This window comes from Lacisediminihabitans sp. FW035 (genome assembly GCF_054880895.1).
The window spans coordinates 1,976,342-1,991,854 of record NZ_CM142187.1; the positions used below are offsets into that span (position 1 = coordinate 1,976,342).

Annotated in this window: 16 protein-coding genes; 6 read left to right on the plus strand and 10 right to left on the minus strand. The window is 68.3% G+C overall.

Annotated features, from left to right (window positions below; translation table 11 throughout):
- Positions 1-70: 70 nt before the first annotated feature.
- Together ACVXZ4_RS09480 and ACVXZ4_RS09485 are read right to left on the minus strand one after the other, a co-directional pair.
- Complete coding sequence (locus ACVXZ4_RS09480) at positions 71-439, minus strand: YbjQ family protein (RefSeq protein ID WP_354575543.1); 369 nt, start codon at positions 437-439, stop codon at positions 71-73.
- A gap of 10 nt (positions 440-449) precedes the next feature.
- A complete protein-coding gene (locus ACVXZ4_RS09485) occupies positions 450-2,546 on the minus strand; it encodes a RecQ family ATP-dependent DNA helicase (RefSeq protein ID WP_461794611.1) in 2,097 nt (698 codons plus the stop codon).
- Between the two features lie 185 nt (positions 2,547-2,731).
- Here ACVXZ4_RS09485 and ACVXZ4_RS09490 point away from each other — a divergent pair, with 185 nt between their 5' ends.
- Positions 2,732-3,184: a hypothetical protein gene (locus tag ACVXZ4_RS09490; protein ID WP_461794612.1), complete on the plus strand. Its 453-nt coding sequence runs from the start codon at positions 2,732-2,734 to the stop codon at positions 3,182-3,184.
- A gap of 48 nt (positions 3,185-3,232) precedes the next feature.
- On the opposite strand, the gene ACVXZ4_RS09495 is transcribed toward ACVXZ4_RS09490, so the two are convergent.
- Entirely contained in the window at positions 3,233-3,730 is a 498-nt protein-coding gene (locus tag ACVXZ4_RS09495; RefSeq protein ID WP_461794613.1) for a glutathione peroxidase, read from the minus strand.
- 223 nt (positions 3,731-3,953) lie between these two features.
- Here ACVXZ4_RS09495 and ACVXZ4_RS09500 point away from each other — a divergent pair, with 223 nt between their 5' ends.
- Positions 3,954-4,871, plus strand: a complete 918-nt coding sequence (locus tag ACVXZ4_RS09500; RefSeq protein WP_461794614.1) for a J domain-containing protein — start codon at positions 3,954-3,956, stop codon at positions 4,869-4,871.
- Between the two features lie 26 nt (positions 4,872-4,897).
- Here the strand turns inward: ACVXZ4_RS09500 and ACVXZ4_RS09505 are convergent, their stop codons facing one another.
- Both ACVXZ4_RS09505 and ACVXZ4_RS09510 read right to left on the minus strand, forming a co-directional pair.
- Complete coding sequence (locus tag ACVXZ4_RS09505; RefSeq protein ID WP_461794615.1) at positions 4,898-5,581, minus strand: DUF2510 domain-containing protein; 684 nt, start codon at positions 5,579-5,581, stop codon at positions 4,898-4,900.
- Between the two features lie 36 nt (positions 5,582-5,617).
- On the minus strand, positions 5,618-7,243 hold the full coding sequence (locus ACVXZ4_RS09510) for a DUF2510 domain-containing protein (RefSeq protein WP_461794616.1): 1,626 nt from the start codon (positions 7,241-7,243) through the stop codon (positions 5,618-5,620).
- A 141-nt stretch (positions 7,244-7,384) separates the two neighbouring features.
- Here ACVXZ4_RS09510 and ACVXZ4_RS09515 point away from each other — a divergent pair, with 141 nt between their 5' ends.
- On the plus strand, positions 7,385-8,227 hold the full coding sequence (locus ACVXZ4_RS09515; RefSeq protein ID WP_461794617.1) for a phosphotransferase: 843 nt from the start codon (positions 7,385-7,387) through the stop codon (positions 8,225-8,227).
- Positions 8,228-8,309: 82 nt separating this feature from the next.
- A complete protein-coding gene (locus tag ACVXZ4_RS09520) occupies positions 8,310-11,717 on the plus strand; it encodes a TM0106 family RecB-like putative nuclease (protein WP_461794618.1) in 3,408 nt (1,135 codons plus the stop codon).
- Between the two features lie 55 nt (positions 11,718-11,772).
- Here the strand turns inward: ACVXZ4_RS09520 and ACVXZ4_RS09525 are convergent, their stop codons facing one another.
- Both ACVXZ4_RS09525 and ACVXZ4_RS09530 read right to left on the minus strand, forming a co-directional pair.
- Positions 11,773-11,958, minus strand: coding sequence for a hypothetical protein (locus tag ACVXZ4_RS09525; protein WP_461794619.1), 186 nt, complete (start codon positions 11,956-11,958; stop codon positions 11,773-11,775).
- Entirely contained in the window at positions 11,955-12,134 is a 180-nt protein-coding gene (locus tag ACVXZ4_RS09530; RefSeq protein ID WP_461794620.1) for a hypothetical protein, read from the minus strand. Before ACVXZ4_RS09530 ends, ACVXZ4_RS09525 begins: the two co-directional genes overlap by 4 nt.
- A 239-nt stretch (positions 12,135-12,373) precedes the next feature.
- Between ACVXZ4_RS09530 and ACVXZ4_RS09535 the strand changes: the two genes are divergently transcribed.
- Positions 12,374-13,063 (plus strand): endonuclease/exonuclease/phosphatase family protein, encoded by a 690-nt coding sequence (locus ACVXZ4_RS09535; protein ID WP_461797951.1) that lies wholly within the window; start codon positions 12,374-12,376, stop codon positions 13,061-13,063.
- Between the two features lie 151 nt (positions 13,064-13,214).
- Positions 13,215-13,496: a hypothetical protein gene (locus ACVXZ4_RS09540; protein WP_461794621.1), complete on the plus strand. Its 282-nt coding sequence runs from the start codon at positions 13,215-13,217 to the stop codon at positions 13,494-13,496.
- A gap of 40 nt (positions 13,497-13,536) precedes the next feature.
- On the opposite strand, the gene ACVXZ4_RS09545 is transcribed toward ACVXZ4_RS09540, so the two are convergent.
- The 3 genes from ACVXZ4_RS09545 to ACVXZ4_RS09555 form a co-directional block, all read right to left on the minus strand.
- Complete coding sequence (locus ACVXZ4_RS09545; RefSeq protein ID WP_461794622.1) at positions 13,537-13,980, minus strand: DUF2269 family protein; 444 nt, start codon at positions 13,978-13,980, stop codon at positions 13,537-13,539.
- A 34-nt stretch (positions 13,981-14,014) separates the two neighbouring features.
- Complete coding sequence (locus ACVXZ4_RS09550; RefSeq protein WP_461794623.1) at positions 14,015-14,875, minus strand: universal stress protein; 861 nt, start codon at positions 14,873-14,875, stop codon at positions 14,015-14,017.
- 131 nt (positions 14,876-15,006) lie between these two features.
- Positions 15,007-15,468: a MarR family winged helix-turn-helix transcriptional regulator gene (locus ACVXZ4_RS09555; RefSeq protein WP_461794624.1), complete on the minus strand. Its 462-nt coding sequence runs from the start codon at positions 15,466-15,468 to the stop codon at positions 15,007-15,009.
- Positions 15,469-15,513: the final 45 nt, after the last annotated feature.

A 15,513-nucleotide genomic window follows, 5' to 3' on the forward strand; every position in this document is an offset into this window, starting at 1 on the left:
GAGTCGCGTGGCGACGAGCAGTACCAAAGTCCCGGACCAGTCCACACCCGATGCGCGGCCCCGGCAAGGGTCACACGGCCAGTGGTGCCGATTGGAGTGTCGAACCCGGCTCACCTGCGGCGATCGGAGACACGATGACCGCGCTTCCGTAGGCGCAGACCTCGGTCCAGTTGGTGCCGAGGTCGGAGGTGTCGAAACGCATCGCGACGATGGCGTTCGCCCCCTTCGCTTCCGCTTCGGCGATCATGCGACGCATGACTTCCTGCCGGCTCTCGTAGAGCATGCGGGTCATCTCGGGCAGCTCGCCCCCGGCGATCGAGCGGAGGCTCGCAGTGAAGCTCGCGCCGATGTCGCGGGAGCGCACGGTGAGCCCCATCACCTCTCCGTAGATTGCGTCGATGCGATAGCCGGCGATGTCGTTCGTGGTGACGATGATCATGATCGCAACCCTAAGCCCGCAGTGCGAGCACGAAGGGCAGCACCGCACCGGCACCGGAGCGCCTCAGTTCGCGGCCCGCGAACGTGAGAGTCCAGCGGCTGTCCGCCAGGTCGTCGACGAGCAACACCGGCCCGGGTGGCAGCACGATCCCCGCCGCCGAGAACCTCTCCCAGACGCCGGCAAGGCGGTAGGCGCTGTTGCCTCCGGGGCCCCCGGTCGGCCCGCCGCCCGCCCACTCGAGCGCGCCAAGATACGGCAGCTTCCCGGCACTCGCGAGGCCCTCGGCCACCGATGCGATAAGGGTCGGATGCCGCTTCGACGGCATACTCACCACGGCGAGCGGTCGCTCAGCCCACTGCCAGTCGGCGAGCACCCGCACGCACGCGGCGATGACGGCCGGGCTCGCCCTCGTGTCGGGCGAGCCCGGCGCGAAGAGCTCGCGCAGAGCACCGCCCCAGCCGAGATCGGTGAGCCGGGCGAGCGCCCGGCCCGGTTCGTTTCGCTCCGACGCCGCGATGTTTCCTCGCACGCTCACCCCGAGCCGATCCATGCCGCTCGGCCACTGGGCGCGGGGTTCGAGTGGCACTCCCACCCGATCGAGAGAGGCGCCCGCCGCATCCACCGCTTCAGTCTCCAGCTCGGTCGGATACCAGACCCCGGCACAGCGATCGCATCTGCCGCACGGCACAGCCGTCTCATCATCGAGCGCTCGTTGAAGGAACTCCATGCGGCAGCCGGTCGTCGTCTCATAGTCGAGCATCGACTGCTGCTCGGCCTCCCTGGCCGCTGCGATGCGTTCATACCGCTCCACGTCGTAGGTCCACGGTGTGCCGGTCGACACCCAGCCGCCCGCGATTCGCCTCACCGCCCCATCCACGTCGAGCACTTTGAGCAACAGCTCGAGCGGCGTTCGCCGCAGATCCACCCGCGCTTCGATCGCCGCGGTCGACAGAGCGGTGGCGCCGAGGGCCTCGATCACCGCCCGTGCCTTCTGCTCCACCGGCATCGACGAGGTGGCGAAATAGCGCCAGATGGCCTCGTCTTCTGTGCCGGGGAGGAGCAGCACGTCGGCATTCTCGGTGGCTCGACCTGCTCGACCGACCTGCTGGTAGTAGGCCACCGGCGACGAGGGCGCACCGAGGTGGAGCACGAATCCGAGGTCGGGCTTGTCGAAGCCCATCCCCAGGGCGCTCGTGGCCACCAGCGCTTTGAGGCCGTTGGACTTGAGCCGTTGCTCGAGCTGCTCCCGCTCGGCGGTATCGGTGCGACCGGTGTAGGCGTAGACCTCGTGCCCGGCGTCGCGCAACAATCGGGCCGTGTCTTCCGCAGCGGAGACGGTGAGCGCATAGATGATGCCGCTGCCGGGCAGCTCGGAAAGGTGTGTCAGCACCCAGGCAAGCCGGGCTTTCGAATCGGGCAGCCTCAGCACACCGAGGCGCAGCGAGGCGCGGGCGAGCGGTCCGCGGATCGTGACGACGGCGGACCCCGACGCGTCGTGACTTCCGAGCTGCTCCGCGACGTCCGCCACCACCCGGCTGTTCGCCGTCGCGGTCGTGGCGAGAACTGGGATGTCCGCCGGCAACCGTGCGATGAGCTCGCGGAGCCGCCGGTAGTCGGGGCGGAAGTCGTGGCCCCAGTCGGAGATGCAATGCGCCTCATCGACAACGAGGAGCCCCGCCCTGGCGATGAGGGTAGGAAGCTGCTCATCACGGAAAGCGGGGTTGTTGAGGCGTTCCGGCGAGACGAGCAGCACGTCCACCGCGTCGGACGCCAGCCTCTCGAGCACCTCCGACCATTCGTGGGCATTGGCGGAGTTGATGGCGACGGCACGCACCCCGGCCCGGGAGGCAGCGGCCACCTGGTCGCGCATGAGGGCCAGTAGCGGCGATACCAGGATGGTCGGGCCCGCGCCACGCTGCCGGAGGAGCAGTGTCGCGACGAAGTACACCGCGGATTTGCCCCAGCCCGTGCGCTCCACCACGAGAGCGCGACGGCGCTGGTCCACCAGCGTCTCGATGGCTTCGTACTGGCCGTCGTGGAACTGGACATCATCCCGCCCGACGAGGGTGCGCAGGATTGCGAGTGCGGCGGCGCGGCTGTCGGTCATTGCTCAAGCTTGACAGGGGCGGGCGACAGCGCGGACCGATTGACCGCCTCAGGGGAGGCGCCCTCGGGATTCGCGCCGGGGGAGGAGCGGACCCGCCACTCCTCCCCAGCACCTTCTCGCCGATCCGTTTCACCGATGTCACGCCGCTGTCCGCGGACCACGTCGCGCGCCATCAGGCTGCCCTGATGAAACCCCACTACGAAGACACCGTCACCCAGCCGCTCACAAGCGACGCCCTCATCGAAGAACGGATCGCCGCTCTCGTCGGCCGCGCTTGCCGGAGGCAGATCTGGTTCCTGTTCCTCACCGGCGAGAATATCCAACTGCCCCTCATCATCCCCGTCTCCGACCCCCCGGTGATGCCAGACCCCGGGGTTCCGCAGCTCGTCGACGCGGTCGCCAGGGCCGGCGACGGCCTGGATGCCCGATCCGTGATCGTGGTACTCGAACGCTATGCGGAACCCCACATCACCGCGGCGGACCGGGCGTGGGCCCGCGTGCTCGGCCAGGCCCTCGATGACACGGGTCTTCCGATGCGCGCCATCCTGGTGAGCCACCGCCGGGGAATCCGCTGGCTCGCGCCCGACGACTACGGATTCGACTCCGCTTCAGACCCCGATCCGGCTCGGCCGGAATGAATCTCGCCGAAGGAAACGAGCTGCCAACCGCGAAAGTGCGGTCCGGGATCAGGCGGGGAGGGAGGCTTCGATCAGAGTCACGATCTCCGGGGCATCCGGCTCCGTCGTCGGACGGAAACGGTGAACCTCACCGTCGCGGGTGATCACGAACTTCTCGAAGTTCCACTTCACTTTGCCGGCCTTACCGGCCGAGTCCTCTGACTTGGTGAGCTCGGTGTAGAGCGGATGGGCGTTCTTGCCATTCACCTTCGTCTTCTCGAACATCGGGAAGGTGACCCCCCAGGTGGTCGAGCAGTACTCCTTGATCGCGTCCTCGGTGCTGAGTTCCTGGAGGAACTGGTTGCTCGGGAAGCCCAGGACGCTGAAACCCCGGTCAGCATAGGTCTTCTGCAACTCTTCGAGCTTCTCGTACTGGGGCGCCAACCCACAGCGGGAAGCGACGTTGACGACGAGATACACCTTGTCGCCGAGATCGTTGAGGGTCGTCGACGTTCCGTCGATCGTCGTGAGGGGGATTTCGCCGAGAGGGCTGTCGCTGAGGGTCATGAGAGTGAAACCTACCGTCCGAAACCGGGTATTCCCCACCGCGGGAAGCTGTGAATGAGCCGAGTGGCACGGAGGATGTACCGCGGACGGCCACCGCTCCTCTTCGCGGCCACCCGACACTTCCCCAGAGCGCCCTCACGTCGATCCCAGCAAGGTTTCGCTATCGTCGTCAGGTGGTGCGCTGATTCCGCGGCACCACGACCTTCCCAGCCGAGAGTCCGTCATGCCCGACAGTCCGATTTCTGCCACACCGTACGAGGTGCTCGGCGTGAGTTCGACGGCGAGCCAGGACGACCTACGCCGCGCCTACCGGAAGCTGATGAGGGAAACCCATCCCGACACCGGGGGAGACGCGGCACGCTTCACCGCTGTGCAGGTCGCCTGGGAACGTGTGGGCGACCCTGACGACCGTGCTGCCTATGATCGCGGCCGCCCGGCATCCCGGGACGACACGTCATTCACCTGGGCCCCGCAGTCACGGCCGAAGCAGGCCGACACCCGTCCGCGCGCCCGGTCTTATGGGCATCCGGGAGGCTGGAGGCGAGAGCGCTACCTCGTGCTCATGCGCGAGTGGGTCGGTCGGGGGGAAGCGCTGGAAGATCCCTACGACCCCGCCCTGGTTCGCTCCGCGCCGATGGAATTGAGGCACCTGTTGGCGGATGCCCTCGCCGAGGAAGCAACGGCGCGCACGCTCGCGGCACTCGGCATCGGGTTCACCGTCTGGCACGACGTGAGTACGGGCGCGCCAGAGGAGAAGATCGACCACGTGGTGCTCGGTCCCACCGGGCTCTTCGCTATCCTTTCCGAGGACTACGGCGAACCGGTACGGAGCCGAAGAGGTGAGTTGCTCGGCAAACCCCTCGGCGAAGCTCGTCCCATGCACGACCTGGGAGTGCGGGCGAAGATCGTCTCCCGGGCGGCCAGGGTCAAGTTCACCGCACTGCTGATCGTGCTTCCCGACGACGAACTCGACGAACCGTACACCGTGCTCGGGGCCATCCGCGGCGCCGCGACCGTCATCGCCCGCCAGTCCATGCTGCCCGTCCTGCTTCGCGACGGTGTACCCGGTGCACGGGTGATCGGCGGCAACGAGCTCTTCGACGTGCGTACGCGCCTCCAGGCCGGCATCCGCTTCGTCTGAGCGGCAGCCCGACCGATAAGGAGCACTCAGGCGGTCGGAACCATACCGGTCACCAGGAGTCGCAGCACGATAGATATGACGGTGAGCGCCGCCGAGATGCCGACGAACCACAGCAGCGGAGCCGATCCGCGCCCGGATTGCCGTCCGACCACCACAGTACGAGCGATGAGATAGCCGAGCGGGCCGAGAAGCAACCACCAGCGGCTCGGCAGGCGGCGGTACCCGAATGAGTCGAGTGTCGAGCGATCCCGTGTGGCCGCGGCGATCATCCAGAACAACGGCAGGAACGCGATCACCAGCGCGAGCCAGACAGAGAATATCGCCGCGAACGCGATGCCGATGCCGCTGACCACCGCGATGAGCGGTGTCGCGCTGAGCGCCCAGGCGCCCCCGGTGTTCCATCGCGTCGGCGCGATCGGCACCCACGATCCGGTCGTGACGTCATCGGCCGTCGCGCCGGAACGGTCGCCGCCGAAGGGCACATATGCCGGGGTCTCCGGATGGTTCGGCACGAAAGTGCCCGGGAGGGGGACAGCCGGGGAAGCACTCGTCCGAAGATCATCGGCGCGCGCGGCACCCACCGCACCGATGACCGGATTCGGCGCGACGTGGTCCGTCCACTCGGCACCGCTCCACCAGCGAAGGCCGCTGCCGCCGACCGGATCGGCGAACCACCCGGGCGGAGCCGCGACGAGGCGCACCTCAGCCACCGCGCTTCACCACCTCGCACCGCATCGAGAACACGGTCAGACTGCCGGTGCTTCGCTCACAAGGGCGAACGCTGAATTCGGCAGCGTCGAGTCGATCACCACGTTGAGGTTCATCTTCACCGAGTCGAGCGTGCCCACACACGAGACCGTGGTGCCGTCGAGGGTCACCGGGATCGGCGGGCAGCTGATCGAGGAGAAGGTGAGCTTTTTCGCGAGCGTCTGGCGGGTGAGTTCCGCGGCCATGCCGCTGGGGGTCAGTTCGGCCGCGCGCTGGGCATCGGTGATCGGTCCGCTCGCAACGACGGCGGGCGTCGTCGCGGCCGGCGCGGTGAGGGGCACGAGCGCGAACACCGCCGGGAGCTGGAGTAGCACGAACGAGAAGGCGGCTGTCTGAAGCAGGAGCCAGATCAGGAGGGGCACCACTCCGGCGGTTCCGACCCGGATGGCCCGCACAAGGAGGTACAGCGGCGGAATGAGTCCGAACGCCGCGGAAGCGGTGCGCGGGAAACCGCGGCCGCGGAGTACACGACCGTCGATCAGCGCCAGCAGCAGGTACAGGAAGAGGGGGCCACCGAGCACCGAATAGCGGATGACGAGGTCGCCGCCGAGATCGAGGAACCCGAGCACCGACCAGATCGCGGCCGCGTGAACAACCGGGAGCAGGGCGAAGAGCCAGACGGCGACCGTCGTCGATCGGGCCGAGATCGCAAGGATCGGCCCCGTCGCTGCGGCGGCGCGCATGAGGGGAACGAAGGGCGGAGCGGTCGCTTCGGTCGGTACAGCCGAGTTGGCGAAGGGATCGGGCGGGAGCGTGAATCCGAGAGCTCCGCTGGAGAAGGTGGGCGCGGCGGACGACCGCGCAGAAACCGACGGAGCAGGAAACGAGGGCGAAGATCCCGACGGAGCAGGACCCGACACCGCTGAACCCGACGGCGCAGGAAAGCTGGGCTTGGAGGTGGTCGTCACGGCAGCGGGTGGACCCGTGGGTGAAGGCTGCACCGCGACCGGGGCGAAGGCGGATGATGCGGGCACGAGGGGCGCGGCAGCACCGATCCACGGTCGCGCGACCGTGGAGTCGGAGACGTCGGCCGGGTGGAGGAACGCCGTCGCATCGAACACCGTCGGTTCGGCTGATGCACGCTCGGCGGGAGAAGACTCGAAAAGCGCTTCGAAGGGCGAGCGGGCACCCGTGATGTGCGGGGCGGAGGCCGCAAGGGGCGCTGCCGCGACAGCCGCGACAGCCGCGGGAGCCGCGGGAGCCGCCGGAGCCGCCGGAGCCAGGGGAGCGACAGGAGCGACGGGAGCCACGATTGCATTGGCCGAGCCCTCCACGACGTCGATTGCGACGGGCCCGGTGGTGAGCGGCCCGACGAGCTCGCGCAATTGGCGACGGCTCAGGGGTGCGGCGGCAGGGACTTCGGCCGCAGCATCGACGATCGGAGCTTCCGGTGCGTCGCTTGTCAGTTCGGCGGTCCAGGCGGTGCCATCCCACCAGCGCGACTGCGGGCTGCCCATCGGGTCGGCGTACCAGCCCGGAGTCACCGTGGTGGTCCCCGGTTCGGGAGCGGACTGGCCGGGCACCGGCGGCACTTCGCGCAACGCGCTCCTTCGTGACGGCGCAGCGACCTGCGCCTCGGTATCCGATTGCAGAGTGAGTGACACGATGATTCCCCCGGGTAGACCCGCCTGGACTGGGCAGACTCCGATTTTACAAGCGGGGATACAGCGTGATCTAGGCTTCGCTGTACCCCAGTACGCGGGGTCAGCCGTCGATGAGCGACACCGCTGATAGGTTCGATTTCCATGGATCCAGCGGGCGTGCGCACGAGGAGATACGTCGACGACGGACGCGGTGACGTCCTCGAACTGCCGGCCGGAGATGTCACGGTCGGAGTCATCCGCATCGGAGACACCGTGCGACGGCCGCACCAGGAACAGTCCTGGGCGGTGGCCGCCTACCTCGACCACCTCGCATCCGTCGGCTTCACCATCGACGGATCCCCGGCGAGCCCGCGCTTCCTCGGGCTCGATTCAGCGGGTCGTGACACGCTGAGCTTCCTTCCGGGCGAGGTCGCCGGAGCGGTGCTCGAGCCCTGGACGCAGACGGATGCCCTGCTCGAGTCTGTCGCCGTGCTTGTGACCCGGCTCCACGAGGCATCCGCGGGCTTCGATCCCGTCGCCGAGCCATTTCCGCCGCGGGAGATCACCCAAGATCCGGCGGAGCTCGTCACCCACCTGGATGTCACGCCCCAGAACGTCGTCGTGCGCGACGGACGCGCGGTGGGGCTCTTCGACTTCGACCTGGCCGGGCCGAGCACTCGCTTCATCGACTCTCTGAACACGGCCATGCACTGGGTTCCCCTCTGCGATCCCGTGGACCTGCCCGCGTCATCCGTCGATGTCGACCGGCTCGCCCGCTTGAGGATCTTCGCGGATGCCTCGGGCTGGACGGACCCCCAGCGCCGTGGCCTGCCGCGATTCGCCGCCGAGCGGGCATCCCTCAGTCGCCAGAGGATGAAGCTGCGCGCCGAGAGCGGAGGCGGTTGGGCTCGGATGTGGGAGGCGGGCGTCGGCGATCTCATCGAACGGCGCCGGCTCTGGCTGATCGGCCACGAAGACGCCATCGTCCGCGCCCTGCTGTCGTGAGCGCCGTCCATACTTGGCCTAGACGCTGACCTGAAACCCAGCCCGGAGATACCGGTGCCGTCTCCCACCACGAGGATGCCCCATGTTCCTGCTCGCCGACGGCACCGTCGTCTACTCGGCGTCCGACCTCACCGCGGCCGCCGCCTGCGAGTGGGCGGCGATGCGCAGGCTGGATGCGCGCCTCGGCCGGATCGATGCGCCTCCCGCGTCGACGGACGAGATGCTCGACCGTGCCGCTCGACTCGGCGACCGCCATGAGCAGCGATTCCTCGAGCAGCTGCACTCGCGCATGGAGGTGGTGGAGATCCCGCGGCCAGAGCGCCCGAGCGATCCGTCCTTGGTCGTCGAGCTCACCACCGCGGCATTCGGGGGCGGTGCCGCGGCGGTCTACCAGGCCGCATTCTTCGACGGCAGGTTCCTCGGCTACGCGGACTTCATCGTGCGCACCCCCGAGGGCCGTTACGAGGTCTACGACACCAAGCTCGCGCGTCACGCGAAGATCACCGCACTGCTCCAGCTCGCGGCTTATGGCGAGCAGCTCCAGCGACTCGGAATCCCGACCGGGGAGACGGTCTCGCTCGTGCTCGGAGACGACAGCGTCAGCGAACACCGGCTCGTCGACATCCTCCCGGTCTATCGCCGGCGGCGCGCCCGGCTCGAATCCCTGGTGGACGGCCGGGTCGCCGATACCGCCCCGACACCCTGGGGGGACCCGCGCTACCTGGCCTGCGGGCGGTGCGAGGTCTGCGACGAGCAGGTGCAACTCCATCGCGACCTGCTGTTGGTGTCCGGCCTCCGCGTCACTCAACGTGCCCGGTTGATCGACGCGGGCATCACCACTATCGATGAACTGGCCGTCTCGACGGCGAGCGTCTCCGGCCTGTCGGACGCCGTGGTCACCGCGCTAAGGGAGCAGGCAGCGGTGCAGCTCGCCCCTGGCCTGGCCTGGCGGATCATCTCCCCGACGGCACTCGCGGCCATCCCCGCTCCAAACGAGGGAGACATCTTCTTCGACTTCGAGGGCGATCCTCTCCACCAGGAGGGCACGGCCTGGGGGCTCGACTACCTCTTCGGACTCGTGGAGTCCGACGAGACGTTCCGGGCATTCTGGGCCCACGACCTCGCGCAGGAGAAGCAGGCGCTCGTCGACTTCCTCGGCTATGTCGCGGAACGGCGGCGCAGCCATCCGTCCCTGCATATCTACCACTACGCTTCCTACGAACGGACGCATCTCCTCAGCATCGCCGCGCGTCACGGAGTGGGGGAGGACGCCGTCGACGACCTGTTGCGCAACGGCGTGCTTGTGGACTTGTATCCCATCGTCAAGCAGTCGCTGCGGGTCGGAAGTCGCAGCTACTCCCTCAAGAAGCTCGAGCCGCTGTACATGGGGGATCGCGCCCGTTCGGGTGTGGCGACCGCCGCGGACTCGATCACCGAATACGTGCGGTCCCGCGCCCTTCTCGACTCCGGTGACGGGGATGAAGCGGCTCGCGTGCTTGCGGACATCGCCAGCTACAACGAGTACGACTGCATCTCGACCCTGGTTCTGCGCGACTGGCTGTTGGCCCGCGCCGCAGAGCACGGGATCGCGCCGGCGGGAGTGGACGCGCTACAGCTCGATGTGCCGCTGCCCGACCCGGACCCGGTCTACCTCGAGCTCGCGGCCATCGTGGAGGGATTCCCCGCGGGGGAGCGCACGGCAGACCAGTCCGCGCTCGCCCTCGCCTCCGCGGCGATCGACTACCACCGGCGAGAGGGCAAGAGCTTCTGGTGGGACCATTTCGCCCGGCTCGTCGCACCGCTCGAGGACTGGGCCGACACCCGCGACGTGTTCGTGGTGGAGAGCGCGGAGGTCGTGCGCCGCTGGGGTATCGAGGGGCGGGCGCGCACCCAGTCCCGGCAGCTCCGACTGACGGGAACGGCCGCGCCCGGCAGTTCCTTCGGGGGATCGGATGCCCCGTGGGTGGTCTACGACCCGCCGTTCCCGCCGATCGACGCCAGTCAGGATCCCGGCGCCCGGGTCACGCACTGTCGCACCAGCATCTCCGTGGCGCCGGACGGCTCGCTCCTGCTCACCGAGCGCCTCCGCTCCGGCGCGGCCCCGTACGACCAGCTTCCGCTCGCCCTGATGCCGAGCTCGCCGCCGAATCCCGGAACCCAGGTCACGGCGATCTCCGAGTGGGGACGCGCCGTTCTCGATGGCTACCCGCAGCTGCTGCCGAACTCTGCCCTCGACATCCTGCGGCGGGTGCCGCCGCGCGGGCTCGATGCCGAACTGACGGCGAGGCCGGAGTCGGATCTCACCGTCGCCGAGCGGATGCGCGATGCGCTGCTCCGCCTCGACCGCTCGTATATCGCCGTGCAGGGGCCACCGGGCACCGGTAAGACCTGGAACGGCGCACGGGTGATCGCCGACCTCGTGCGTAATCACGGCTGGCGGGTCGGAGTGGTCGCCCAGTCCCACGCGACCGTGGAGAACATGCTCACCGCGATCGTTGAGGCCGGGCTCGAGCCCGCGCGCGTCGGCAAGATACCGCGTGCCGGGGCGGAGTCCGAGCCCTCCTCGTGGATGAGGCTCAGCGCCTCCTCCCTCGCCGGGTTCACCGACGGTGGGGGATTCGTGGTTGGCGGCACCGCCTGGTTGTTCAGCAATGCGGCGCGCATTCCCCGCGGATCCCTCGACCTGCTGGTGATCGACGAGGCCGGCCAGTTCTCGCTCGCGGCGACGATCGCGGCCTCGGTTTCCGCGACGCGACTGTTGTTGCTCGGCGATCCGCAGCAACTTCCGCAAGTGAGCCAGGGCACTCATCCCGAGCCGGTGGATGTCTCGGCCCTCGGTTGGCTGAGCGACGGGCACGACGTGCTCCCCCCGGAGTTCGGCTTCTTCCTCGACCGGAGTCACCGCATGCACACGGCTGTCTGCGCGCCCGTCTCGGCGCTCTCCTACGAGGGGCGCCTGCATTCCGTCGGCTCGGACCGCGTCCTCGCCGGCATAGTCCCGGGCCTGCATGCGGTGCCGGTGGTGGCGAGCGACAACTCCACCTCGTCGCCCGAGGAGGCGGATGCCGTGCTCGCGATCGTGCGCGACGTCGTCGGCCGCGCGTGGACCTCGGCCGGCAGCACCACCGCGCTCTCTCCGAGCGACGTGATCGTCGTCGCCCCCTACAACGCCCAGGTCCAGCTGCTGCGGCGGGTGCTGGATGCTGCCGGGTTCGAGTCAGTACCCGTCGGCACGGTAGACAAGTTCCAGGGACGGGAGGCCGCGGTCGCCATCGTTTCGCTCGCGGCATCGTCGGCGGCCGATGTGCCCCGCGGCCTCGAGTTCCTGCTCCTGGCCAACCGTCTCAACGTGGCGATCTCCCGGGCCCAGTGGGCCGCATGGCTGCTCTACTCACCGGCGATCACCGAGTCGCTGCCCTCCAGCGTCGACGGCCTCGCCCAGTTGAGCGCGTTCATCACCCTGGTCGATCCGCACCCCTCCGACGAATAGAGCGGCCCCGGATCCGCGCGAAATCTCGCGGGCACCGGGGCCGATATGGACCCACTCAGTCGTGTCGCTCGGTGCGGTCCTTCTTCGTCTCGGACAGTTCCGAATCCGTGTACTCACCCTCCTGGGCGTGCCCCGCTGCCCGCTCCGAAGTGTGGGTGCCATCGGCGAATTCCTCGTCGGTGAACTTTCCGTCCGGCTCAGTTTCGCCCGCGCCGCCGGTGGTATCTGCGTTGTCAGTCATTCTTCCTCCGTACTGGTTGATTCGTTGGTGGTGGATTCGTCGTGAGCGGACTCCGCCGCAGGCGACGCGGCGCTCCCACCGTCCGCGCCGGGAGCGACGAGATCTGCATCGCCCGGCAATTCGCCGTCTCCGTAGACGGCGTCGGCCTGCGATCGGCTGTCCGGTTGGCTGCTCATCGGCGATCCTCCTCGAGCGACCGTGTCGGCACTGTCGCCTCGTGAACACCGTCGCCCCATCAACGATAGGCAGACCGCCGGTGATTGCTACCCCCCATTGCCCATCGACGAGGTGCATCACTGGGCGATCCAGCCATCTCACAGGCGATGTGGGTCACCGACCCGGCGCCCGACCCCTAGGCTTTTGCGGTGGCCTCTGTTCGGAGTGCCCGGTGGGCGAGTCGAGCGGGATCCCAGTGATCAGAGTCATCAGCTACAACCTGCGTAAGAACCACGCGAGTGGCGAGCTCATCGAGCTCGTGGAGAAGTTCAGCCCGGACGTGCTCTGCCTCCAGGAATGCGACACGACGGATCTGCCCGCCGATGTGGGTCACCTCCGGCTGGCCGACTCGACCAAGCGCAACCGGCTCGGACTCGCCGTCTACTACCGCACCGATCGCTTCAGCGCGCTAGAGACTCAGGCCTTCGCCCTCAAGAAGTCGCTGCACGACATGGTGCTGAAACCCGCGCATGAGCGCCTGATCGGCACCCGCCTCGTCGACCACGAGACCGACCGCGAGCTCGTGGTCGCCTCGTTCCACGCCGCGCCGCTCACCGCCCGTAACTCGCTGCGCCGGGAGCAGATCCGCGCGGCGCACGAACTGCTCCTCACCCTCGGCCACGGGCTCCCCACTCTCATGGTGGGGGATTACAACTACCCCCTCTTCCACACGAGCCTCACGCAGAGGGTCAACGAGTCGGGCTACGACCTCTCGCTGAGCGACCGTCGCACCTACACGCGGTACAAGTTCTTCCGCGGGCACTTCGACTTCGCGACATCCGTCGGTCTGGGGATCGACAACGTCGAGACCCTCGAGCGTGGGGCCTCAGATCACATGCCCATCATGGTCAGTGCCTCGTACCGCGCGAACGCCGTCGCCGCAGCCTGACCGGCACAACCCCCTGAAATCCGGCCGAGCGCGGGCACAGCATGTCCCGGCGCCGGACGCAAGCCCTTTGACGTGCCCCCGCGCAGACGGTTGGCTGGTACCGGCGCACGATTGGTGCGCACCGGTTTCAGGCACCTTCGGAGGCACCCCCATGCAGTATTCCCACCAGGCCCAACTGAGCGAGATCTCCGGACTGCCCACGCCGGGGGATTCGCCGGTGCAGTTCTGGAGCGGCAATGTGCGGCACCAGATCATCGCCACGGATGACGCCGCCTGGAGCCTTCTCGAGTCCACCGGCTCGGTCGTGGGCGAGTTCGTAGCCGACGACGCGACATTCGCGACCATCGATGACGAGGGCGGCGAGCTGGATCGATTCGACAACTGGCGGTCCGCCGTCCGGCACATCCTGCGTCGGGGCCTTCGCGCGGCCTGATCCCTGTGGGGCCCGATCCGTGCGAAATCGGCCGTGGATGCTACGGCTTCCAGACCATCAGCACGACGATCGCCACGAGCAGCAGCGAGGCGACCCCGGATCCACCGGCGATCGCACCGTAACCGGCGGGTTTCGCGGTGCCTGTGGCGCCCGCAGAGACCGCGGTGGAGGCTTTCCTCATCGCCGGCACCGTCACGAACAGGTTGACCGCGAGGGCCGCGACATACAGGACGATCGACCAGATGATCCAGCCCGACGCGAACGAGAAATGGTCTTTCGGGTCGCTCACGCCGAGGAGCGCGAAACCGAGCGCGAAGACGACGAGCGAGAGCAGTGAGAAGGTGGAGGTCGCCTTGGCGAGCGACAATACCTGCGCGCCGTTCCGGGCACGCGCTGCCCGCATTGCGGTCATCGGCAGGATGGCCATCGGCCCGACGATGAAGACGGCGGTGACGACATGTAGAACGGCGAAGAGGGTGTCCATGGTGGCCTTTCCGGGCGGTGGGGGAGAGTCGGGGTCAGGCTGTGGGCGAGGTGTCGCCGGAATCGTCCGGCGGCACGATCGCGACCGGGCAGGGCAGGTGCGTGACGAGGTCGTGACCGACCGAGCCGAGCATCCATTCGGTCAGGATATGCCGGTGGTGCGTGCCGATCACCACCATCTCCATGCTCTCGGCACCGGCGGCGAGGGCACGGGACGGCGTCGCGTACCTGAGCTTTTCCTTCACCGAGACCGAGCCATGTCGTCGCTCGACGGCGGAGGCGGCCGTCGCGAGCAACTCGGCGTTGGCGTCCCGGATGGCATCGTCGACCGCCCCGCCTCCGAAGAGATCGGCGGTCACCATCGGCGGCAGCTCCCAGGCCCGAACGAGCATCAGCGGCCGATCGAGACGCTCCGCCTCCCGCGCTGCGAACTCGTGGGCGGCCACCGAAGTCGGTTCATCGACGCCCACGACCACCGGCCCGGGTGACGGCGACCAGGTCGCGGGCACGATCACCACGGGGCAGGAGGATCGGGGCGCGAGCCCGAGCGCAACCGTCGCGTTGAACATCCCCGCGAGAGCACCGACCCGGTCGGATCCGACCACCACCACATCGGCGGCCTCAGACTCTCGGACGAGCCGGTCGATCGCACCACCGCGCAGCATCACCATCTCCACCGTCGATCGGGGTGAGGCTTCGGCGAATCGTGCCGCGGCCCGGCCGAGCGCCTTGGCGTCGTCGAGACGCCTTTCTGGCTGCGCGTGCGCCGAGCCCGAATCATCGATCGCGGTAAGCCGCACATCGAGGTGCACCGTGGCAGCGCGGGCGAGGGTCCAGGCGAGGGCTGCGGCACTCGCCGCCCCACCGTCGATGACCAGAACGATTCTCTCGGGCATTTCGGGCCCCCTCCCGGTACAGGCGTCCGCTCCTGCAGCGGATGCGTGTGATCAGGATGCCCGACAGACGATACGGTGATCCGGGACTAAAGGCCCGAGAGATCCGGGTCGGGCAGGGCTGCTCGCGACGCTCAGGAGCCGGGAGCGTCGACCGGTACCAGTGCTTCGGAGACCGAGAGCAGGAGGGCCGAGCAGGCGCGGAGGTCGTCTTCCGGCATTCCGCGCGTCGCTGCAGCGAGGGCGTCGTCGAACTCACGGTAGATCTGGTTCATGATCTCGTCGCCGGCCGGCGTGAGCTCGAGGAACAGACTCCGCCGGTCACTGGGATGATCGACCCTTCGCATCAAGTCTGCGTCGACAAGGCGGGTGGAGATCGCGGTAACGGCCCCTGTCGTCATCTCCATCGATTCCGCCAGGTCCTTCGGAGTGATGCTCCCGGCTTCGGCGACACGGGAGAGGGCGCGTAGCTCGCTTGCGGTGACCCCCGACTCGCGCGCGATGCGGTGGCGGTTGCTGTCGAGCGACCTCAGGAAGATCAGAGCCGCGGCCGGGAATCCGTCGAGGGTGTGTGCTGCGCCGAATTTCTTGTACATGCGAGCCCCTTCGTCCGCGAGACGGAATGCACCGGATCGAAGTCC

Coding starts and splice junctions, on each gene's coding strand:
- ACVXZ4_RS09530 (WP_461794620.1), bottom strand. CDS start 12,134: ATGAGCAGCCAACCGGACAGCCGATCGCAGGCCGACGCCGTCTACGGA.
- ACVXZ4_RS09555 (WP_461794624.1), bottom strand. CDS start 15,468: ATGTACAAGAAATTCGGCGCAGCACACACCCTCGACGGATTCCCGGCC.
- ACVXZ4_RS09500 (WP_461794614.1), top strand. CDS start 3,954: ATGCCCGACAGTCCGATTTCTGCCACACCGTACGAGGTGCTCGGCGTG.
- ACVXZ4_RS09495 (WP_461794613.1), bottom strand. CDS start 3,730: ATGACCCTCAGCGACAGCCCTCTCGGCGAAATCCCCCTCACGACGATC.
- ACVXZ4_RS09525 (WP_461794619.1), bottom strand. CDS start 11,958: ATGACTGACAACGCAGATACCACCGGCGGCGCGGGCGAAACTGAGCCG.
- ACVXZ4_RS09540 (WP_461794621.1), top strand. CDS start 13,215: ATGCAGTATTCCCACCAGGCCCAACTGAGCGAGATCTCCGGACTGCCC.
- ACVXZ4_RS09520 (WP_461794618.1), top strand. CDS start 8,310: ATGTTCCTGCTCGCCGACGGCACCGTCGTCTACTCGGCGTCCGACCTC.
- ACVXZ4_RS09485 (WP_461794611.1), bottom strand. CDS start 2,546: ATGACCGACAGCCGCGCCGCCGCACTCGCAATCCTGCGCACCCTCGTC.
- ACVXZ4_RS09490 (WP_461794612.1), top strand. CDS start 2,732: ATGAAACCCCACTACGAAGACACCGTCACCCAGCCGCTCACAAGCGAC.
- ACVXZ4_RS09545 (WP_461794622.1), bottom strand. CDS start 13,980: ATGGACACCCTCTTCGCCGTTCTACATGTCGTCACCGCCGTCTTCATC.
- ACVXZ4_RS09480 (WP_354575543.1), bottom strand. CDS start 439: ATGATCATCGTCACCACGAACGACATCGCCGGCTATCGCATCGACGCA.
- ACVXZ4_RS09550 (WP_461794623.1), bottom strand. CDS start 14,875: ATGCCCGAGAGAATCGTTCTGGTCATCGACGGTGGGGCGGCGAGTGCC.
- ACVXZ4_RS09515 (WP_461794617.1), top strand. CDS start 7,385: ATGGATCCAGCGGGCGTGCGCACGAGGAGATACGTCGACGACGGACGC.